General features: G+C 64.5%; 19 protein-coding genes. 10 read left to right on the forward strand and 9 right to left on the reverse strand.

Going from position 1 to position 21,006, the window contains the following annotated elements; all coding sequences use genetic code 11:
• Window positions 1-70: 70 nt before the first annotated feature.
• Both RFM52_RS20025 and RFM52_RS20030 read left to right on the forward strand, forming a co-directional pair.
• Entirely contained in the window at window positions 71-1,084 is a 1,014-nt protein-coding gene (locus tag RFM52_RS20025; RefSeq protein ID WP_320297706.1) for a type II secretion system F family protein, read from the forward strand.
• A 13-nt stretch (window positions 1,085-1,097) separates the two neighbouring features.
• Window positions 1,098-2,114 (forward strand): type II secretion system F family protein, encoded by a 1,017-nt coding sequence (locus tag RFM52_RS20030; protein WP_320297705.1) that lies wholly within the window; start codon window positions 1,098-1,100, stop codon window positions 2,112-2,114.
• A gap of 86 nt (window positions 2,115-2,200) precedes the next feature.
• On the opposite strand, the gene RFM52_RS20035 is transcribed toward RFM52_RS20030, so the two are convergent.
• Entirely contained in the window at window positions 2,201-3,028 is an 828-nt protein-coding gene (locus tag RFM52_RS20035; RefSeq protein ID WP_320297704.1) for a tetratricopeptide repeat protein, read from the reverse strand.
• Window positions 3,029-3,152: 124 nt separating this feature from the next.
• Between RFM52_RS20035 and RFM52_RS20040 the strand changes: the two genes are divergently transcribed.
• From RFM52_RS20040 to pdeM, 5 genes are all read left to right on the forward strand, one after another.
• Window positions 3,153-4,517, forward strand: a complete 1,365-nt coding sequence (locus RFM52_RS20040; RefSeq protein WP_320297703.1) for a leucyl aminopeptidase family protein — start codon at window positions 3,153-3,155, stop codon at window positions 4,515-4,517.
• A gap of 126 nt (window positions 4,518-4,643) precedes the next feature.
• The gene (locus RFM52_RS20045; RefSeq protein WP_320297702.1) at window positions 4,644-4,994 is read left to right on the forward strand and encodes a MarR family winged helix-turn-helix transcriptional regulator; all 351 of its coding nucleotides are present in this window, start codon (window positions 4,644-4,646) and stop codon (window positions 4,992-4,994) included.
• Between the two features lie 48 nt (window positions 4,995-5,042).
• On the forward strand, window positions 5,043-5,900 hold the full coding sequence (locus RFM52_RS20050; RefSeq protein ID WP_320297701.1) for a C40 family peptidase: 858 nt from the start codon (window positions 5,043-5,045) through the stop codon (window positions 5,898-5,900).
• Between the two features lie 265 nt (window positions 5,901-6,165).
• A complete protein-coding gene (locus tag RFM52_RS20055) occupies window positions 6,166-8,697 on the forward strand; it encodes a ligase-associated DNA damage response DEXH box helicase (protein ID WP_320297806.1) in 2,532 nt (843 codons plus the stop codon).
• A 19-nt stretch (window positions 8,698-8,716) separates the two neighbouring features.
• A complete protein-coding gene (gene pdeM, locus RFM52_RS20060) occupies window positions 8,717-9,433 on the forward strand; it encodes a ligase-associated DNA damage response endonuclease PdeM (protein ID WP_320297700.1) in 717 nt (238 codons plus the stop codon).
• Between the two features lie 3 nt (window positions 9,434-9,436).
• On the opposite strand, the gene RFM52_RS20065 is transcribed toward pdeM, so the two are convergent.
• From RFM52_RS20065 to RFM52_RS20075, 3 genes are read right to left on the reverse strand one after another with little or no spacing between them, the layout of a single operon-like run.
• Entirely contained in the window at window positions 9,437-10,375 is a 939-nt protein-coding gene (locus tag RFM52_RS20065; RefSeq protein WP_320297699.1) for a dimethyl sulfoxide reductase anchor subunit family protein, read from the reverse strand.
• Window positions 10,376-10,377: 2 nt separating this feature from the next.
• Entirely contained in the window at window positions 10,378-11,112 is a 735-nt protein-coding gene (locus tag RFM52_RS20070) for a 4Fe-4S dicluster domain-containing protein (protein ID WP_320297698.1), read from the reverse strand.
• The gene (locus tag RFM52_RS20075) at window positions 11,109-14,039 is read right to left on the reverse strand and encodes a molybdopterin oxidoreductase family protein (RefSeq protein ID WP_320297697.1); all 2,931 of its coding nucleotides are present in this window, start codon (window positions 14,037-14,039) and stop codon (window positions 11,109-11,111) included. Before RFM52_RS20075 ends, RFM52_RS20070 begins: the two co-directional genes overlap by 4 nt.
• A 77-nt stretch (window positions 14,040-14,116) precedes the next feature.
• On the opposite strand from RFM52_RS20075, the gene RFM52_RS20080 reads away from it, so the two are divergent.
• Both RFM52_RS20080 and RFM52_RS20085 read left to right on the forward strand, forming a co-directional pair.
• Complete coding sequence (locus tag RFM52_RS20080) at window positions 14,117-14,263, forward strand: hypothetical protein (RefSeq protein WP_320297696.1); 147 nt, start codon at window positions 14,117-14,119, stop codon at window positions 14,261-14,263.
• A gap of 56 nt (window positions 14,264-14,319) precedes the next feature.
• Window positions 14,320-15,207, forward strand: coding sequence for a LysR substrate-binding domain-containing protein (locus tag RFM52_RS20085; protein WP_320297695.1), 888 nt, complete (start codon window positions 14,320-14,322; stop codon window positions 15,205-15,207).
• A 219-nt stretch (window positions 15,208-15,426) separates the two neighbouring features.
• On the opposite strand, the gene RFM52_RS20090 is transcribed toward RFM52_RS20085, so the two are convergent.
• Both RFM52_RS20090 and RFM52_RS20095 read right to left on the reverse strand, forming a co-directional pair.
• Window positions 15,427-15,552 carry a hypothetical protein gene (locus tag RFM52_RS20090; RefSeq protein WP_320297694.1) on the reverse strand — a complete coding sequence of 42 codons (126 nt, stop codon included), beginning with the start codon at window positions 15,550-15,552 and terminating at the stop codon, window positions 15,427-15,429.
• Window positions 15,552-16,712 (reverse strand): ferredoxin--NADP reductase, encoded by a 1,161-nt coding sequence (locus tag RFM52_RS20095; RefSeq protein ID WP_320297693.1) that lies wholly within the window; start codon window positions 16,710-16,712, stop codon window positions 15,552-15,554. Before RFM52_RS20095 ends, RFM52_RS20090 begins: the two co-directional genes overlap by 1 nt.
• Window positions 16,713-16,864: 152 nt before the next feature.
• Here RFM52_RS20095 and RFM52_RS20100 point away from each other — a divergent pair, with 152 nt between their 5' ends.
• The gene (locus tag RFM52_RS20100; protein ID WP_320297692.1) at window positions 16,865-17,341 is read left to right on the forward strand and encodes a MarR family winged helix-turn-helix transcriptional regulator; all 477 of its coding nucleotides are present in this window, start codon (window positions 16,865-16,867) and stop codon (window positions 17,339-17,341) included.
• Window positions 17,342-17,816: 475 nt separating this feature from the next.
• Here RFM52_RS20100 and RFM52_RS20105 read toward each other — a convergent pair whose 3' ends face one another.
• From RFM52_RS20105 to RFM52_RS20115, 3 genes are all read right to left on the reverse strand, one after another.
• A complete protein-coding gene (locus RFM52_RS20105; RefSeq protein WP_320297691.1) occupies window positions 17,817-19,073 on the reverse strand; it encodes an Hsp70 family protein in 1,257 nt (418 codons plus the stop codon).
• A gap of 191 nt (window positions 19,074-19,264) precedes the next feature.
• Window positions 19,265-20,056 carry a TIGR02186 family protein gene (locus RFM52_RS20110; RefSeq protein WP_320297690.1) on the reverse strand — a complete coding sequence of 264 codons (792 nt, stop codon included), beginning with the start codon at window positions 20,054-20,056 and terminating at the stop codon, window positions 19,265-19,267.
• Window positions 20,056-20,979, reverse strand: a complete 924-nt coding sequence (locus RFM52_RS20115) for a sulfite exporter TauE/SafE family protein (RefSeq protein WP_140629510.1) — start codon at window positions 20,977-20,979, stop codon at window positions 20,056-20,058. Before RFM52_RS20115 ends, RFM52_RS20110 begins: the two co-directional genes overlap by 1 nt.
• Between the last annotated feature and the right edge of the window lie 27 nt (window positions 20,980-21,006).

Here is a 21,006-nt window from a genome sequence, read left to right on the forward strand (position 1 = left end):
GCGTCAAAACAAGGAGATAGGGCGGTTCGTCGTTTCTTTGAAACGCCGAACCGCCTAGGGGCCCCGGTCGATGTTCGGAATTGACACCACCGTACTGGCTTTCATCGTGCTCGCCGGCTTCAGCGCCGGCGCGGTGGCCTATGCGTTCCTGTTCACGCGCATCGACAACGAGAAGCAGGCCGGCAAGCGGCTTCAGACCATCAAGACGGCCGAAACCGACCGCTCGGTGGTGAAAGCCACGCGCGACCGCGCCGCGGAAGCGGTCAAGCGGCGCAAAAATCTTCAGGACTCCCTCAAGCAGCTCGACGAGAAGCAGAAGACCAACGACCGCAACGTCAAGAAACCGCCGCTGAAGGCCCAGATCCGCCAGGCCGGCATGCAGGTTTCGCTCGAACGTTTCTATCTCTACTCCGCCGTCTGCGGCCTCGTGCTCACGGCCCTTCTCTTTTTTATCGGCGCGCCTTTGTGGGCTCTGCCCGGCGCCTTGCTGGCGGGCGGCCTCGGCCTGCCGCGCTGGTTCGTATCGTTTCGCCGCACACGCCGCGTCAAGGCCTTCCTGGAAGAGTTCCCGAACGCGCTCGACATCATCGTGCGCGCGGTCAAGTCCGGCCTGCCGCTCAACGATGCGATCCGCCTGATCGCCAACGAATCGCCCGAACCGGTCCGGTCCGAATTCCGACGCATCGTCGATTCCCAGCAGATGGGCATGTCGGTGCCTGACGCCGCCATGCGCATCTCCGAGACCATGCCGTGCAGCGAGGCCGGCTTCTTCGGCATCGTCATCCAGATCCAGTCGCAGGCCGGCGGCAACCTGTCCGAGGCGCTGGGCAACCTTTCGCGCGTCTTGCGCGACCGCAAGAAGATGAAAGCCAAGGTCCAGGCGCTGTCGATGGAAGCCAAGGCGTCCGCCGTCATCATCGGCGCCTTGCCCTTCGTCGTCGCCTTCCTCGTCTATTTGTCGAGCCCGAACTACATCATGCCGCTGTTCACCACCAACGTCGGCAACCTGATCCTCGGCTGCTCGGGTGTGTGGATGTCGATCGGCATCCTGGTGATGCGCAAGATGATGAACTTCGAAGTGTAGGGGCGCGGATCCGGTGACAGAGCAAGTCGTCAAAACACTCACCGACCCTTCCTTCCTGATCGCGATGCTGGTCGGCATCGCCGTGTTCGCGACCGTCTTCACGCTCATGCCGGCGTTCGGCGGCACGTCGCTCAAGTCGCGCATGAAGAGCGTGGCGCTCGAACGCGACAAACTGCGCGCCGAGCAGCGCCAGCGTCTTGCCAACGAAGCCGACCGCCGCCGCAAGGGCCTGCGCGAGGAACAGTCCATCGGCATGCGCAACATCGTCGACCGCCTGGATCTCAGGCGCGCGCTCGCCGATGAAAGCACGATCCAGAAGCTCAAGGTCGCGGGCTTCCGCGGCCAGAACCCGTTGACGCGCTTCCTCTTCTTCCGCCTCGTCCTGCCATTTGTCGGTTTTGCCCTGGCGGCCGTTTATCTGTTCGTGCTCGGCGGCCTGCCGCAGCAGCCGGCGTTCATCAAGCTGTTCGTCTGTGTCGTTGTCGCCTATGGCGGCTTCTACGCGCCGATCCTCTACGTCAACAACCGCGCGACCAAGCGCAAGCAGTCGATCCAGCAGGCGTGGCCGGATGCGCTCGACCTGATGCTGATCTGTGTCGAATCCGGCATGTCGGTGGAGGCGGCGCTGCGCAAGGTTGCCGACGAGATCGGCGCGCAGTCGGTGGCGCTCGCCGAGGAGTTCGTGCTCACCAACGCCGAGCTGTCCTATCTGCAGGAACGCAAGGTCGCCTATGAGAACCTGGCAAGCCGCACCGGCCTGGAATCGGTGAAGTCGGTGTCGCAGGCCCTGGTCCAGGCCGAACGCTACGGCACGCCGGTGGCGCACGCGCTGCGCGTGCTCGCCTCGGAAAGCCGCGACATGCGCATGAACGCCGCCGAGAAGAAGGCCGCGGCACTTCCGCCGAAGCTCACCGTGCCGATGATCCTGTTCTTCCTGCCGGTTCTGTTCGCCATCATCCTGGGTCCGGCCGGCATCCAGGTCAGCCAGCGCGGCATCTTCGGCGACCAGCACAGCTCCTCGAGCAAGTAGGCGAGCCCGTAAGCATCAATCAAAAAAGCCGCGCGGGGTCCGCGCGGCTTTTCATTGTCGAAGCGGTCGGCGCTTGGCAGCGTCCGTCAGTTCGTGGCGACTTTCGCCTTGCCCTTGTCCTGGTCCTTCAACTGGCTCCAGGCATTCTGCTGGGCGAGCATCTGCCGCAGATAGGCGATGTTGGCCTGCGCCTGCTCGGGCGACAGTTCCTGCGAGGCGATCTTCTCGGCCTCGTCGAAGCGGCCCTGCAGGCCGACGACCAGCGCGAGGTTCTGCCGCACCCGGCTGTCGGCGCCGGGCTGCTGCGCGGCCGAGCGCATATAGGTTTCCGCCGTGCGCAGGTCGCCCTCGAGCACATAGGACATGCCGAGATTGGACAGCACCGAAGGTTCGTTCGGCTTCAGTTCCAGCGCCTTGCGATAATCCTGCCGCGCTTCGTCCTTCTGTCCCATCTGGTCGAGAATGGCGGCTTCCGCCGAGACAAGCTTCCAGTCTGGATATTCGGGCGTCTGCGCGCGCCGCACGGCATCGAGGGCCGGCGCGAACTGGCCGTTGGCGGCAAGCGCCTTGCCGTAGGCCGCAAGGACCTCGCGATCCTTGGGATAGGCGATCGCCAGCTTGCGCATCACCGCCAGCGACTGGTCGGCATCGCCGTCCATCTGCAGCGCCGCCGAGAAATTCATCGCGATGCGCTTGTCGTTCGGATTGCTGGCGTAGGATTGGCCGAGCCTGGACGTGGCGGTACGCAATTCGCCGGACGACATCGTTTCCAGCGGCCTGCTGTCGGAGCGGGAGATGGAGCCGGTGGTGAACTTGCTGGTGCTGCCGCAACCCGCCGCGCTGGCCGCCAGCGCCGCAATGAAGGCCGTGGTGATCAGACGCTTGGCTGTAAGGTTCAACGCTTTGGTCGGCATCGGCGCCCGGTCTCCATTCCTGTGCGGCCATTGGCTGGCCGTCTTCCCTCCCGCAGAAATATTCTGTTAACCCTAACGGACCGTTAAGAAGCGCCGACTCAGCTGTTCGGCCGGAGATCATTGCATGCCTGTCGAACTCGTTGAGCAGAAGCCGGAAGCCGCCTTGCCTGTCTATCTGGTGGCAAAGGGCGCCCTTGAAGCCGCGGCCTTGCCGCCGTCCGCCATCGCTTGGGCGAGGGCCAACGGTTTTTCCGGCGAAGCGGGGCGCACGCTGGTCCTGCCGGGCGAGGGCGGCGGCCTTGCCGGCGCGCTGTTCGGCACAGGCGACGGCGAAAGCGTTCTTGGCCTCGGCGCGCTCGCACGAGCGTTGCCGGAAGGCGACTGGCATTTCGCGTCGAGCCTGGCGCAACCCGAACTCGCCGCGCTCGCGCTTGCGTTGGGCGGCTATGTCTTTACACGCTACGGCAAGAAACCAGGCAAGGCCTTGCGCTTTGCGCTGCCCGAAGGCGCCGACGCCGCGCATGTCCGCCGCGTCGCCGACAGCGTGTTCCTGGCACGCGATCTCGTCAACACGCCGACCAGCGACCTGGGTCCGGTCGAGCTGGAGGAAGCCGCCCGAAAACTGGCGGCCGCCCACGGCGCCGATATCTCAGTGATCCATGGCGACGATCTCCTGGCGCGGAATTTCCCGATGATCCACGCGGTTGGCCGGGCCTCGACCGGCGCGCCGCGGCTGGTAGACATGAGCTGGGGGCCGGGCGATGCGCCGAAGGTGACGCTGGTCGGCAAGGGCGTCTGCTTCGATACCGGCGGCCTCGACATCAAGCCGTCCTCGGGCATGCTTCTGATGAAGAAGGACATGGGCGGCGCCGCCAATGTGCTGGGCCTCGCCTCCATGATCATGGCGGCGAAACTCAATGTCCGGCTGCGCGTGCTGATCCCCGCCGTCGAGAACTCGATCGCCGGCAATGCCTTCCGGCCCGGCGACGTGCTCAGGAGCCGCAAGGGCATCACGGTCGAGATCGGCAACACGGACGCCGAAGGCAGGCTGGTCCTGGCCGACGCGCTGGCGCTGGCCGATGAGGAACAGCCCGCTTTGCTGATCGACATGGCGACGCTGACCGGCGCCGCCCGCGTCGCGCTGGGGCCGGATTTGCCGCCTTTCTACACCGCCGACGAGACGCTTGCCGCGGACCTGGCCGCGGCATCCGTCGCGGTCGAGGATCCGCTCTGGCGCATGCCTTTGTGGCGCCCCTACGATGCAAAGCTCTCCTCGAAGATCGCCGACATCAACAATGTGACGACGGACGGCTTTGCCGGATCGATCACCGCGGCCCTTTTCCTCAAGCGCTTCGTCGAGAAGACGCACAGCTGGGCGCATTTCGACATCTTCGCCTGGAACCCGGTCGACCGCCCCTACGGCCTGACCGGCGGCGAGGCGCAAGGCATTCGAGCGCTGGAGCGCGTCATCGCCGGCCGTTTCGGCTAGACCATGATCCCGAACCGCAGGTCAGCGTAGCAAAAAGTGGGGACCGGTTTTTCGGACAAGATCATGGTCCAACCAACAAATCTCCACTGAAACGGAACCGAAACAATTTGCCGGCATGCTTGGCGCATGTCGATTTCGATGCGCCCGAGCCAGGCCTTGCGACTGTGGCAGCAGGTGATGCTGGCCCAGGTGCGCGACGGCGCGCCGGATCTGACCATGCGCCAGACGGCGATCTTGTTCACCATCTATCTCGATCCGCCGCCGCACACGGTGCGCGGGCTGGCCGCCAAGCTCAACGTCACCAAGCCGGTCATCACCCGGGCGCTGGATACGATGGGCGCGCTGAAACTGGTCTCGCGCCACCGCGACGAGCTCGACAAGCGCAACGTGCTGATCCGGCGCACGGTGGAAGGCGCGCTCTTTGTCGAGCGCTTCGGCGATGGTATCGTCGCCAGGGCGCACGACCTTCCCATCTGATCTCGGCGCCCCATCTGAGTTCATTGCTGATTTGACTGGATTATCGATTTGACCGCCAGGGATGCTCGCCTTCATGCCTTCCGCTCCGACCTTGCCGATGCGAGGCTGAAGGGCGAGGTCGCCGCCGACCGCTTCGTCACCGGCCGCCCGGCCCGGATCACAGCGTCGGTCGCCGACCTGCGCAAGGCGCCGCGCCCCGATGCCGGAGTGAACACCCAGGCGTTGTTTGGCGACGACGTGCTGGTCTTCGAGGATGCCGAAGGCTGGGCCTGGGTGCAGGCCGAGAGCGACGGTTATGTCGGCTATGTGGCCGACAATCTCCTTGGTCAGCGCGAACATGCGCCAACCCACATCGTCTCCGTGCCGCGCACGTTTCTCTATCCCGGACCGGATCTGCGCTTTCCGACAAGTGGACAGCTGTCGATGGGCTCGACCGTGACGGTGACCGGCTCGGCCGAAACGCGCGGCACGCATTATGCGTTGCTGCCCTCCGGCCAGGCGATCGTCGCCGGCCATCTGCGGCCGATCGCCGAACCGGCAAAGGATTACGTCGCCGTTGCCGAGAGCTTCCTCGGCACGCCCTATCTCTGGGGCGGCGCCTCCGGCTTCGGCATCGACTGCTCCGGGCTGGTGCAGCTTGCGATGCGCATGGCCGGCAGGCGAGTGCTGCGCGACTCCGACATGCAGGCGAGCATCGGCACGCCGTTCGAGCCGGGTCCGGACTTTGCCGGACTTCAACGCGGCGACCTCGTGTTCTGGAAAGGCCACGTCGCTGTTATGACTGACGAAAAGGACATGATCCACGCCAACGGCCACACCATGCTGGTCTCGCGCGAAGGCCTGAAAGAGGCGGTCGACCGCATCGGCTATCTCTATGGCGGCCCGACGGGGTTCAGGAGGCCGTAGCGCCTTCACCTCTCCCCCTGTGGGAGAGGTCGGATTGCCCCGATTTGCTCTTCGCAAATCGGCTGGCAATCCGGGTGAGGGGTAAGCTTGGCGCCAAGCTAGAACACCCCCTCATCCGTCTCGGCGCTGCGCGCCGATCCACCGCCCGGGGGCGAGCCACGGGTCTCGCCCCGTCCTTCGGACCCCACAAGGGGAGAAGGAACGCTGATCCCCTTTTGTTCCGATTTTCCTTGGCGATTTCGTGCCGCCGCGCTACCTGTTGCGGGTGACCGAGCAGCCGCGCCTTGCCGAACAGAATGCCGCCGTCCTGCTGCCCGAGCCATTCGTCAAATGGTTCGGCGAGAAGGGCTGGTCGCCGCGCGTCCATCAGCTCGAGCTGCTGGCCAAGGCTCAAAGCGGCCAATCGGTGCTGCTGATCGCGCCGACCGGCGCCGGCAAGACGCTGGCCGGCTTCCTGCCATCGCTGACCGAGCTGGCCAATCGACCCAAGCGCAAACCGGGCCAGGCGCATCGCGGCATCCACACGCTCTACATCTCGCCGCTTAAAGCGCTGGCCGTGGACATCGAGCGCAACCTCGGCAAGCCGGTCGAGGAGATCGGCCTGCCTGTCACCATCGAGACCCGCACCGGCGACACGCCCTCGCACAAGCGCCAGCGGCAGAAACTGGCGCCGCCCGACATCCTGCTCACCACGCCAGAGCAGCTCGCGCTGCTGATCGCCTCGAACGACGCAAGGCGCTTCTTCGAGGATCTGCGCTACGTCGTGCTCGACGAGCTGCATTCGCTTGTCACCTCGAAGCGCGGGCATCTGCTGGCGCTCGGCCTGGCGCGCTTGCGCGCCTTTGTCCCCGGGCTGCAGACCATAGGCCTGTCGGCGACCGTGGCCGAGCCGGATGAATTGCGGCGCTGGCTGGTCAGTCAGGCCTCTCCCGGCGCGATGTCCGAGCTGATTGTCGTCACAGGCGGCGCCAAACCCGAGATATCGATCCTCGATTCGGAAGAGCGGGTGCCCTGGGCCGGGCACTCGGCCCGCTACGCCACGCCTGAGATCTACCGCGAGATCAAGCGGCACAAGACCACGCTGCTCTTCGTCAACACGCGCAGCCAGGCAGAGCTGCTTTTCCAGGAACTTTGGCGCGTCAACGAAGACACTTTGCCGATTGCGCTCCACCACGGCTCGCTGGACGTCGCCCAGCGCCGCCGCGTCGAGAAGGCCATGGGCGAAAACGCGTTGCGCGCCATCGTCGCCACCTCGACGCTGGATCTCGGCATCGACTGGGGCGACGTGGACCTGGTCGTGCATGTCGGTGCGCCGAAAGGCGCCAGCCGTCTGGCGCAGCGCATCGGCCGCGCCAATCACCGCATGGATGAGCCGTCGAAGGCGATCCTGATCCCGGCCAACCGTTTCGAGGTGCTGGAATGCCGGGCGGCTCTGGACGCCAACTATCTCGGCGCGCAGGACACGCCGCCCTTGGTCAATGGCGGGCTCGACGTGCTGGCCCAGCATGTGCTCGGCTGCGCCTGCGGCGCGCCGTTCCGTGCCGACGCGCTGTTCGAAGAGGTAAGGACGGCCGCCCCTTACGCCACCCTGGACAGGCCGACCTTCGACCGGGTTATCGACTTCGTCGCCACCGGCGGCTACGCCCTGAGAAATTACGAACGCTACGCCCGTATCCGCTTGAACAAGGAAGGCCTTTGGCGGGTTTCAAATCCGGCTGTCGCCCAGCAATACAGGCTCAATGTCGGCACCATCATCGAAGTGCCCGCGCTCAACGTTCGTTACGTCCAGGCCGGCAGCAGGGGGGCAGCCTCGCGCGGCGGCAGGGTGCTGGGAAAGATCGAGGAAGCGTTTCTGGAGACTTTGACCCACGGCGACACCTTCATGTTCGCCGGCAAGATCCTGCGCTTCGAAGGCATCCGCGAGAACGAGTGCTTCGTCTCGAACGCGCCCGGCAGCGATGCGAAAGTTCCCTACTACGGCGGCGGAAAATTTCCGCTTTCGACCTATCTCGCCGAGCAGGTTCGCGCCATGCTCGACGACCCGCAACGCTGGAAGAAGCTGCCCGAGCAGGTCGCGGATTGGCTGCGGTTCCAGGCGGAGAAGTCTGTGTTGCCGAAACGCGACGACCTGTTGATCGAGACTTTTCCACGCGGCAACCGATATTACCTCGTCGCCTATCCGTTCGAAGGCAGGCTGGCGCATCAGACGCTTGGCATGCTGCTCACGCGACGGCTCGACCGGGCCGGCGCGAAGCCGGTCGGCTTTGTCGCCACCGATTATGCGCTGGCTATCTGGTCGTTGGCCGACATGGGCTGGATGTTCAAGCACAGGAAACCGTCGCTGGCCACGCTGTTCGATCAGGACATGCTTGGGGATGATCTCGAAGCCTGGTTCGCCGACAGCTGGCTGCTCAAGCGTACCTTCCGCAACTGCGCGCTGATTTCGGGCCTGATCGAAAAGCGCCACCCAGGCAAGGAAAAAAGCGGTCGCCAGGTTACCGTCTCGACAGACCTGATCTATGACGTGCTGCGCAGTCATGAGCCCGACCATATTCTGCTGCAGGCCACTCGTACGGATGCCGCGACCGGGTTGCTCGATGTCAGCAGACTTGCCGAGATGCTCTCGCGCATCCGCGGTCGAATCATGCATAAGAATCTCGAACAGATATCGCCGCTTGCGGTGCCGATCATGCTTGAAATCGGCAAGATGCCGGTGAACGGCGAGGCGGATGAGGCGCTGTTGATGGATGCCGCCACCCTTGTCGAAGAGGCCATGGGGCCGGAGATGATGGACTGAAAGAGAGAGTCGAGAGGGGATGAATTTTTCACTGTCGCGCGCAACGCTGATCGCCGAGGTCGACCTTGTCGGCATCGCCGGCGAGCGCGCGGTTTGCGACCGGCGCGGCGTCCTCTATTTCCCCGATCTGCGGCTGCTCGCGGTCTCCGACCTGCATCTCGAAAAAGGTTCGTCCTTCGCCAGGCGCGGCGCGCTGATCCCGCCTTATGATACGGGTGCGACCTTGCTGCGGCTTCAGGCAGTGATCGCAGATTACCAGCCGCGGATCGTCGTCAGCCTGGGCGATTCCTTCCATGACGGCGCCGGCGCCGAGCGGATGCATCAAAGCTTCCGCGAACAGCTGGAAGCGATGATGGCCGGCCGCGACTGGTTCTGGGTCGCCGGCAACCATGATCCGGAAGCGCCCGCAGATCTGCCCGGCGAGACGGTGCGCGAACTCGCCATAGGCTCGCTGCTCTTCCGCCATGAACCATCGAAGCGGCGGGTCGAGGGTGAGATCGCCGGCCATCTCCACCCTTGCGCCCGCATCGTCCAGCGCGGCCGCTCGGTCAGGCGGCGCTGCTTTGCCGGCGACGGCGGCCGCATGATCATGCCGGCCTTCGGCGCCTATACCGGCTCGCTCAACGTGCTCGACCGCGCCTATGCCGGCCTTTTTCGGCTGGAAACGCTGATGGCCTATATGCTGGGCGCCGAGCGTATCTTCGCGATTTCGGGCTCGATGTTAAGGCCGGGTTAGAGGCTACTCTCGTCCATAGTACAGCATAACCGTATGCTTCGCCTCAGCGAAGAACAGCCAGCGCTCGACCAGTATGCCGGCGAGCTGGGAGATAGCCGCGGCCACCGACACAATCGCCGCGAAGGGCCACGGTAAGGCGAACGTGACGGCAAGCAGGACAGAGGGCGCGGCGAAGGCCATCGCCTGTGTGATCCGCCGCAGCTTGGCGCTATGCTTGCGGGCGATGCGGAAGCCCATTTCCTTGAGCAGATAGTTTTCTTCCGTGTGCGGCCACTCGATCGAACGCACGGTGCCGCCGGCGAGGCCCGTCGCCGTGTTGGCGGTCGTCGGGATTTCCAACCGGTCATTGTAGCGCCAGGTCGTGAGCTTCCAGCCCCAGCCGGCGAGCGTGGCAAGCAGAGTGCCGATGAGCATCGCCGTTGAGCCCTGCTTGAACGCCTGAAGCAAGGCGTTGGTGAGAACGCTTCCGGTCATGCCGGCGAAAATAAGATAAGCCGGCAAAGTATAGCGGCTGTGCCACTGCGCAATCGGCTTCAGCGAGGCGTAGATCATGCCTGTCGTGCAAACGGTCGTCACCGCGCCTGCCGCCGCCAGCAGCCCGGCAACCGCCACCCAGCCGCCGCTCTTGCCGAGAAACACCCAGCCGATGCCGAAGATGCAAGCCGGGATGAAGGTCACGACCGACGCCACGCCTTCGCGCGACAGCCAGGCGCTGCGCCATTGCGAGAAGGCGCGCCAGGCGCGCTCGGGCCGGCCGAGATGGCCCGTGGACGACAACAGGCCGGCGACGATCAAGCCGAACGCCAGCGCCATGCCGACAAGGCCGAGCCAGAAATCGGCGGGAATGAACCCCAGCCCGCCAAGCAGGCCGAGCAGCGCCAGCAGGCCGTAGCCTGCCCCGGTGGCGGTGGTGAAGAAGACGACCGAGAAAGCAGGATGCATGATCAGTTCGAAAGCATGCGGTCGATCCAGCCAAGGAACCCGCCCTCGACCTTGATCGGCTCCAGCGCCGGCGCATCCACCTTCGCTGCGCGCTGGCTGCGCGCGCGCGGCGGCAGGTATCTGTTGGTCGGCTTGTAGCCAAGCTCCGGCATCAGCGCCACGCCGCCACGCTCCTCGACAAGTTGCGAGATCGCCGAAGCCGGATCGCCGAGATCGCCGAAATGCCGGGCGCTGGTCGGACAGGCGGCGACGCAGGCCGGCACGCGGTCCTCTTCCGCCAAATTGTCGTTGTAGATGCGGTCGACGCAGAGCGTGCATTTCTTCATCACGCCGACATCGGTGTCGAACTCGCGCGCGCCGTAAGGGCAGGCCCAGCTGCACAGCTTGCAGCCGATGCATTTATCCTCATCGACCAGCACGATGCCGTCCGAGGCGCGCTTGTAGGAGGCGCCGGTCGGGCAAACGGTGACGCAGGCCGGTGTCTCGCAATGCAGGCAGGAGCGCGGGAAGTTCACCGTGCGGCCGCCCAACTCCGTCATGTGCTCGTAAGTGTGCACCCGGTTGAACCAGACGCCGTCGACATGCCCGCCATAGGGATCGATGTCGGTCAGCGGCGCCATGTGGCCGCCGGTGTTCCACTCCTTGCAGGCGGTGACGCAGGCCTGGCAGCCGACGCAGGTGTCGAGGTCGATGACGAGGCCGAGTTTCTTCTCGGTCCGGGCGGGAAGGCAGGTCATTCGGCGGCTTCCCTCTTCATGCGAAACGCGGCGCCGAAGCGGAGCACATCCGGTGAAGGCTCGAAATGTGGCGGCCGGGCGAAACGCTCGAATTGCGGCTCGGTGAAGCCGGCTTCCTCAGCCGCGCATTTTGCGATCCGCACGCGCACGTCGAACCATGCCGCCTGTCCGGTGATCGGGTCTGAATTCGAATAGCGCTTGCCGTTGGCGTCGGCGGACGTCTGGTCGCCGATGATGTGGTTGAGCAGGAAGCCGCGATTGCTCTCTGCCGCATCGTCCTTCAGGCCCCAGCTGCCGCGCCGCTTGCCGATCGCGTTCCAGGTCCACACCGTGTCCGGGTTCACGCCGTCGATCAGCTTGATCTGGCCCTTCACTCTTCCGTTGAGGCTCTCGATCCACACCCAGTCGTCGTCGGCAAGGCCAAGGGTGGTGGCGGTGTCTGCATGCACAAACAGCCGGTTCTGGCTGGTGATCTGCCTCAGCCAGGCATTTTGCGAGCCCCAGGAATGGTACATGTGCATCGGCCGCTGCGTCAGCGCATGCAGCGGATATCTTTCGAGATCGACGGCGTCTTCCTCGACAGGCGCGTACCAGAACGGCAGCGGGTCCATGTAGGTCTCGATGCGGTTGCGCTCGGCATCGGGTGGCTGCACCGTGCCATGGCCGCGCGCGGCGAGGCGAAAGCGCTGGATCGGCTCCGAGTAAAGCTGGAAGACGATAGGCTCGGCCTTGGGGATGAAACCCATCTCGACGGCGAAATCGAGATAGGCGCGGTTGCCCATTTTGTAATAGCGCTGGTCGTCGGAAAAATCTTGGTGCCAGAAGCCGCCATTGTCGATGTAGCGCTGCAGCTGGTCAGGATTGACGTCGCCTCTGCCGATCGAGCCGCCATCCTTGCCGCGCCAGCCGGCTAAAGGGCCGAGGCCTGGCGTGCGCTCGTGGTTGACGATGTAATCGGCATAGTCGCGGTATTTCGCCGAACCGTCCTCCTCGACGAAGCAAGGCAGACCGAGCCGCGCGCCGAGCTCGATCAGCACCGACTGGAACGGCCGCACGTCGCGATCCGGCTGCACCACCGGATGGCGGATGGCGTCGCCCGGGCCGTCCGCATGGCTGATCGGCCGGTCGAGCAGGCTGATGCAGTCGTGCCGCTCGAGATAGGTGGTGTCGGGCAGCACCAGGTCGGCGAAAGCCACCGTCTCCGAATAATAGGCGTCGGAATAGATGATGAACGGGATCTTGTAGGCGCCGGCCCCGTCCTTGTCGGTCAGCATGGCAATCGTCTCGACGGTGTTCATCGACGAGTTCCAAGCCATGTTCGACATGTACATCATCAGCGTGTCGATCGGATAAGGATCGCCGGCCCAGGCATTGCGGATGACCGAATGCATCAGCCCATGCGCGGCCAAAGGCGCTTCCCAGGAATAGGCCTTGTCGATGCGGGCGGGCCGGCCGTCTTCGTCGACGAGAAGATCGTCCGGTCCGCAGACGAAGCCGAGCGGCATGCCGTCGAGCGGCGTCATCGGCCGGACGTTTTTTCCGCATGGCTTCGGCCCCGGCGGCGCCGGACGCGGGTAGGGCGGCTTGAATCGGAAGCCTCCGGGGACATCGACGGTGCCGAGCAGCACCTGCAAGAGATGGATGGCGCGGCAGGTGTGGAAGCCGTTGGAATGGGCGGAGATGCCGCGCATGGCGTGCATCGACACCGGCCGGCCCTTGATCGTCTCGTGCCGCCGGCCCGCCCAGTCGGTCCAGGCGATCGGCAGCTCGATCGTCTGTTCGAAGGCGACATGCGCCAATTCGGCTGCGATCCGGCGGATCGTCTCGGCGGCAACACCGCAGCGCTCCGCCACCGCGTCCGGCGCGTAGGTCTCGTCTAGATAGCGCTCGGCAATGAGTTGGAACACCGGCACGCAGCGCCGCCCACCGATCTCATAGCTACCGGTCAGCGCCGGCTTTGCTTCGGGGTCGGCTGCGTTGACCGGGGTCTTCGCCAGCCTGTCCCAGGCAAGCGGATGGCCGTCCACATCGCGCACGAACAGTCCGTCATCGGCGGCCCCCGGCGCCTGCACGACCAGCACCGGCGCATTGGTGTAGCGCAGCAGATAGTCGAGATCGATGCGTCCGGCCTTGAGCAGTTCATGGACCAGCGCCAGCACGAACAGGCCGTCGGTGCCGGGCCGGATGCCGATCCAGTCGTCGGCGATCGCATTGTAGCCGGTCCGGCAGGGGTTGATCGAAACCACCTTGGCGCCGCGCGCCTTGAGCTTGCCGAGGCCGATCTTGATCGGATTGGAATCATGGTCCTCGGCGACACCAAACAGCATGAAGTATCTGGTGTTGTCCCAGTCGGGCTCGCCGAACTCCCAGAACGAGCCGCCGATCGTGTAAAGCCCGCCGGCCGCCATATTGACGGAGCAGAAGCCCCCATGCGCGGCGAAATTGGGTGTGCCGAACTTCGACGCCCACCAGCCGGTCAGCGATTGCGACTGGTCGCGCCCGGTAAAGAAGGCGAGTTTTTTCGGGTCGGTGCGGCGGATCGCCGAGAGGCGCTCGGTGGCGATGGTCAGCGCTTCGTCCCATTCGATCTCGCGGAACTCGCCCGAGCCGCGCGGGCCTGTCCTCAGCAGCGGCTTCTTCAGCCGCGCCGGGCTGTAATGCTGCATGATGCCGGAGCTGCCCTTGCCGCAGATCACGCCGCGGTTCACCGGATGGTCCTTGTTGCCGTTGATGTAGCGGACCTTGCCGTCCTTGATGTGGACATCGATGCCGCAGCGGCAGGCGCACATGTAGCAGGTGGTCTTGGCGATGCGGTCGGAGACGCTTGGCGAGGTCTCTACGCCATCGCCCTCATCCGGCGCTCGGCTGTCGGCCAGCGGCCGTTGCGAGGGTGCGGAATTGGCGCCGCGCGGCGCGGCTTTGCTCATGATCCGCGAATGCTCTTGCCGCTCGCCATCTTGGCCTTTGTATTGGGTCCCGGGCCGCGCATGTAGTGGAGCTCGGGATGATAGCGCTCGCCGGCCAACTGCCGCTTCAGACGGCGGTTCCAATGCGCGAACAGGGATTTGAAGCGCCCGATCATTTCAAACCTTGGCGGCAACGCAGCCAATTTTTTCCAACTTCCGATGAAAACTTAGAACAAACCCATTAATGCGTCTAACAAGCAGCTCTTGTAATTCCGATCGATTTTGCTTCTTAGTTGGGCCCATGACTCTCGACCAGTTGCGCATCTTCGTCGCCGTCGCCGAGCACGGCCATATGACCAAGGCCGCCGAGCGGCTCGGCATCTCGCAGTCGGCGGCGTCGGCCGCTATCCGCGCGCTCGAAAGCCAGCATGGCGTGCGCCTGTTCAACCGGGTTGGCCGCAACATCGAATTGGCCCAGACCGGCCACCGCTTCCTGCCTGAAGCGAAGGCGGTCCTGGATCGCGCCGCGGCTGCCCGCGGCGTGCTGGAGGATGTCTCCCAGACCGTCGCCGGCAGCCTGTCGATCGCGGCCAGCCAGACCATCGCCAGCTACTGGCTGCCGCGTCGCCTCGCTTCCTTCCATGAAGCCTATCCGGCCGTGAAGCTGAGCGTGACGATCGGCAACACCAGGCAGGTCGAGACCAATGTGCTGGACGGCCGTGCCGATTTCGGCCTGGTCGAGGGCCGCACCGAGTCCGACATCCTGCGCCGCGCCACCGTCGACGAGGACCACCCGATGCTGGTGGTGGCGCGCTTGCATCCCGAAATTCCGATGACGCGGGCGGGAAATCTCGACATCAGGGCGTTGCGCTGGATCATTAGGGAAGGCGGGTCGGGCACGCGTGAGGCGCTGGAGGATTTCGCGCACAGCCAGGGGGTTCCGCCGGCGGAGCTGCAGATATTCCTCGTCCTGCCCAGCAACGAGGCCGTGCGTCAGGCGGTCGAGGCCGGCGCCGGAGCCACGATCATCTCGGAGCTCGTCGTCGCGCGCTCCCTGGCGGAGGGCAGCCTCAGAGCCGTGCCGGTCGAACTGCCGAAACGCGACTTCGCCATGATCACGCACCGCGACCGCCAAGCGAGCCTTGCCCAGATGGCGCTGAAGGCGCATCTGGGTGGAAAGGTCGGCTGAGCCCAGGGCGCAGCCGGATTGCGTTGTTGGGTTGCAGATCATCGCGGACGTTCGCGATTGGGCCGAAGCCTGCGAACTTCGTCATCCTCGGGTCTGCGCCGCGTCGCTGCGCTCCTTGCTCCGCCCGTGGATGACGAAGAGACGGGCGTTTTGGCCAATCTCCTAGGCATGCCGCCCGCCACTGGATGCACTGCCCCAGCTAATTGCGACAAACAACGCTCACGCGAACTTCCGCCGCGCATCCAGCGCCAGGCCAAGCCCGACCGAGCCGAACATGTCGCCTTCGATGACGGAGGACTGCGGCACCCGCGAGAGGATCCGCCGTTTTTGCGACAGCGTGATCATCAGTATCCGGCAAACACCTCCACGCGGACGTTTTCGGCCTTCACCCCTGCCGCTTTGAGCAGAGTTTCCATCGCCGCAACCATTGCCGGGGGACCGGCGAGACAAAAGACCGGGCTGGCGATGTCGCCGAGATGCCGTTCGATCATTTCGCGCGTGATGAAACCGCGCTCGCCTTGCCAGTCCCCCGCATCGGTCATTGTCGCCACCAGCTTGAAGCCGGGGTTCTCCCGCGCAGTCTGCTCTAGTTCGGAGAGGAACGCGGCGTCTTCTGCGCTTCGATTGCTGTAGAAGAGAATGAGGTTACGGGCGCGCGCGTGCGTGGCGGCGTCACGGATCATGCTGCGAAACGGTGTGATGCCCATTCCGCCCGCAAGGAACACCGCCGGCCGCGCGGCATCGCCATGCAGCGTCAAATCACCGTAGGGGCCTTCTATCTCGACAGCCGATCCGACAGGCAGGCTTGCAAGACCGCGCTTTAAGGCGGAGTCGGTGAGCCTGGTCGCAATCACCAGATCGGCGTCGTCCGGCGCGCTTGCGATGGAAAAGGTCCGCACGCGGCCCTTGCCGTCCGCTTCCTTCAATCCAGGCAAAGTCACATAGACGGCTTGACCGGCTTTGAAGGCAAAGCCCTCCGGCTTCTTCAGGTGGATCGCAAGCGTGCCGCGAGCGACGTTTTCCTTGCCGATGAGGCTGGTCGTATAGGCGACGCCCCGCTTGAGGAAGCTGCCACGCCGCCACTTCGTCAGCTTCATACCGTCCCGTATCGCCAGACCGAGGAGCGTGATGTTTGTTGCGCCGGCGATCAGTTCGAGCGCCTGCACGATGTAGAACGTCGTGTCGAACTCGCCCACCCGTGCCTTCGAGGCGAGAAACAGTGCCGCCGGGATGAGGACGACAATGCCGTTCACCGCTATGAACGGCATACGCTTCAGCTTCGTGCCGACAAGCCCTTGGCGCTGCCCCTTCGACCAGGCGAAGCCCGAACCTCCGGTGGCGGCAAGAGCCGGGATCAGGATGAAGAGACCCCATGGGACAGCCGTCTTCACCGCGACTACGGCCGCTTCGGAGCCGAAGAGTTCGGAAAGCGCAGTTGAGAGCCAGAAGGTCGCGATGGTGAGGACGGCAATCAGGCCCGCAACGGGATGGACGATCTTGAGCATCGCTGCCCCCCTTAACGGCTGACCGCCCACACGCCGAGCACTGAGAAGGGACATAGTGGCTCTCCGTCCAAATTGTCTCTATGGTGTCAATTCGTAGCAATGGACACATAATATCTTGACATAATGATGTCAATAAAGATAGGTGATGACAAATGAACGACGCCATTCGCACCCCGGAAGGCGAAGCCTTGACCGATCTGATCCTCACCGTGTTCCGGGTGAACAACCTGACGCTGACATGGGGCGACCGGCTCGTCGCTCCGCTCGGGCTGACCAGTGCTCGGTGGCAAATTCTCGGCGCAATTGCCTTGGCCGACCGTTTGCAGCCGGTGGCGTGGCTTGCCCGCGATCTCGGCGCAAACCGGCAAAACGTCCAGCGCATCGTCAACGATCTCGCGAAGGAGGGCTTGGTCGAGTTCCAGCCCAATCCGCACCATCGTCGGGCGCACCTCGTCGTGCTGACCGACAAAGGGCAGCGAACCTACGACGCTGCGATTAGGGCTTACGACCCGCGCGCCAACGCGCTCGCAGAAGGGCTCTCGGTTCAAGACATCAAAACCACGCACCGCGTCATGCTGGCGCTGCGGCAAAAACTTGAAGGTGAAAACGATGCTGAAAAGCACGGCTGATCGCTATGGCGCGATCCCCATCACGATCACCGGTTAAGTGCGATCTTCGTCTTTGTAGCGATTGGCCCGGATTTCAGGCAGGCAACGCTATCGACCCGGCAGTCAAGGCCGCGCCCAGATGGCGCTGAAGGCGCATCTCGGCGGGAAGGTCGGCTGACGCCAAGCCGCGTCCCAGGATGAGGATTGTCGCAAAACGCTCGCGATTGGCTGGCACCTCCGAACTTCGTCATTCTGGGGCAAAGCAGTCGCGTAGCGACCCTAGAGTCCATTCCGTTACATCCGCCCGGGAATGCAACGGGGCAGAATTCTGCACGGTTGCGGCACTCGGATGTCACGGAATGGATCCTCGGGTCTGCGCGTCCGCTTCGCTCCCGCTCCGCCCGTGGATGACGAAGAGACGGGCGTTTTGGCCAATCTCCTAGGCATGCCGCCCGCCACTGGATGCACTACCCCAGCTAATTGCGACAAACAACGCTCAAGCGTATTTGCGCTGCGCATCGAGCGCCAGGCCAAGCCCGACCGAGCCGAACATGTCGCCTTCGATGACCGAGGCCTGCGGCACCAGCGACAGGATCCGCCGCTTCGCCAGCGGGATGGCGGTCGAGCCGCCAGTGAGGAACACGGCGGTGATGGCGGAGGCGGCAACGCCGGCATCGGCGATCGTCTGTTGGACCGTCTCGGTCACGCGTTCGATGTCGCCACCGATCGTCTCTTCGAGGCCCGCGCGCGTGATCTCGGCCGCGAAGCGCGCGCCGGGCAGCGACACTTTCACCTGCGCCGAGGGCTGGTCGGTCAGCGCGATCTTCGCCCTTTCGACCAGGCCCGCCATCGCATGACCGTAGCGATGCTCGACGACGTGGATGAAGCGGTCGACGAGGTCGGCACGCTCTGCCTCGTAGCGGATATGCCGCAGGTCGTTCATCGCCTTGGCCGTGTAGACGAGGTTGATGCGCTGCCAGGTCGCCAGATCGATGAAATAGGCCGCGGGCAGGTTGCGCTTGTGGTCCTTGGTCCGGGTCAGATAGCCGAGCTCGGGCATCACATGGGCGATGCTCAGCAGCCGGTCGAAGTCGGTGCCGCCGATATGGATGCCGCGATTGGCGAGGATGTCGGCCTTGCGGTCGGTCGAGCGCGCGCGCTCCGGCGAGACCCGCACGATCGAGAAATCGGAGGTGCCGCCGCCCATGTCGACGATCAGCGCCAGCTCCTCGCCGGTGACCGTCTGCTCGTAGTCGAGCGCCGCCGCGATCGGCTCGAACTGGAAGGCGATGTGCCTGAAGCCCTGCGCGCGGGCTGCTTTTTCAAGCTCGCCTTGCGCCTTCATATCGGCGGCCGCGTCGTCGTCGACGAACTGCACGGGCCGGCCGAGCACCACGTTATCGACCGGACCGCCCGCATCTTCTTCCAGACGCTTCTTCAGATGATCGATGAACAGGCCGATGATGTCGACGAAACCGATCTGGCGCGCCTTGATGCGTGTCTTCTCGTTGGCCAGCGAACTGCCGAGCACGCTCTTCAGCGAGCGCATCAGACGGCCCTCGATGCTGTCGGTGTAGTCACCGATCGCACGGCGGCCGAAATAGGTGTAGCCGTCCTCGAAGTTGAAGAACACGGCGCTGGGCAAGGTCGGTTGCTCGCCTTCCAGCGCCACCAGTCGCGCGCGGCCGTCGCGGATCACGCCCACCGTGGAATTGGACGTGCCGAAATCGATGCCGCCGAATGCCGATCGCATCGCAGCCTCCTGTCGTTGTTTCATAGCGGCAAGCCGACGCATTGCGCGCCGTCATCCGGAAGGCCGGACCGCTCTATCGAAATTGAATGTGTTGCTTGTCCCTAGGGCTGGGAGGCGGCGATGTATCGCAAAACCGGGAAAAGGGAAACCCTCTTTTGACGGGAAACGGGTCCTTCCATTTTCCCGGAAGATCAATCCTTGCGGAAGATGAGGCGCCCGAGCCAACCGGTCAGCATGGCGAGCGATATGGCGAACACGCCGTAGAGGAAGGAATAGTCGTGCGCGACACGGAAGATCGACTGCTCGAAGCCGGATTTGCGGATTTCGAGCTGGGCCGAGCTTTCCTTGACGAACATGCCGCTCTTGAACAGGAACGCGCGCGCCTTGTGCGTGCCGACCGGAACATTGGGCGCCAGGCGCACGGTGGCGCGAAACAGGTTCTGCGACAGGAACTGCACGCCGCCGACATTCTCGCTGTAGAGGCCGGTCGCCGCCTTGCGGTCGCGTAGTGCGGCGGTGAATTCCTCGATGGTTGCCGGGCTGTCGGTCTCGTCGGCGGGCTTCATGTAGAGGTTCTGCGCGCCAAGCGAGAGTTGCTTGTACTTGGCAGGCTCGGCGATGTCCTGCAGCGGCCGCGTCGTCGCAACGGAATAGGAGACCGGCACGTTCTCGAACGTCTCGGAGTCCAGGTTGATCCAGACGCCGAGCACCCGGTCCTTGCGCCGCACCACGACGGGCCTCGGCGGCCCTTCGAGCACGACGATCACGTCGTAGCGTCCTTGGCGCGCGACCAACGGATCGGGATTTTCCAGCGATCCGAAGATGGTGAGGTCGGCGCCGGAGAAGCCTGCCGTGATGGAAATGGCGTCGGTCGACAGGCCGATCTGGATGCTTTCGGCGGGCGGCGTCTGCGCCGTCGCCGGGGAAAGGGCAAAGAGCATCGACAACAAGACGGCGGCTGCAAATGCTTGTCGTGCCGCCATCAGTTGAGGCCCGCGGCGGTAAGCGAATAGAGATTGGGCGGCGTCACGAAGAGATCGACGGCAAGGCGTATGGCGACGGCCAGAACCAGCATCGCCAGCAGCGCCCGCAATTGCTCGCCGCGCAGCCTCTGGCCGGCCTTGGCGCCATATTGCGCGCCTGCAACGCCGCCGGCCATGAGCAGGAAGGCCAGGATCACGTCGACCGTCTGGTTGGTCGTGGCATGCACCAGGGTCGTATAGGCCGAGGTGAAGATGATCTGGAACAGCGAGGTGCCGATAACGACGTTGGTCGGCACCTTGAGCAGGTAGATAAGCGCCGGCACCATGATGAAGCCGCCGCCGACGCCCATGATCGACGAAAGGAAGCCGATCCCGGCGCCGAGGCCGAGCACCGGGATGACGCTGACGAACAGCTTCGAGGCGCGGAAGCGCATCTTGAACGGCAGCCGGTGGATCCAGTTGTGCTGTCCGGATTTCTTCAAGACGGGCGCGGCGCCGCTGCGGCTGGCGCGCAGCGCGTTGACGCTCTCGACCAGCATCAGCCCGCCGACGGTGCCGAGCAGCACGACGTAGAGCAGCGAGATGAACAGGTCCAACTGCCCAAGACGGCGCAACAGTGCAAAGACGAAGATGCCTGCCGTCGAGCCGACGATGCCCCCGGCCAGAAGCACGCCGCCCAGCTTGAAATCGAGCGTGCCGCGTTTGAAGTGCGAGAGCGCGCCGGAGAAGGAGGAGGCGATGACCTGGTTGGCGCCGGTGGCCACCGCAATCGCCGGTGGGATGTTGTAGAAGATCAGGAGCGGCGTGATCAGGAAGCCGCCGCCGACCCCGAACATGCCCGACAGGAAGCCCACCGCCGCGCCCATCGCCAGCAGCACGAAGACGTTGACGGAAATTTCCGCGATCGGGAGATAGATGCCCACCCGGCTGTCTCGATCAGTTTGTCTATC

The sequence above is a fragment of the Mesorhizobium humile genome (genome assembly GCF_033977215.1).
GTDB lineage: Bacteria > Pseudomonadota > Alphaproteobacteria > Rhizobiales > Rhizobiaceae > Mesorhizobium > Mesorhizobium humile.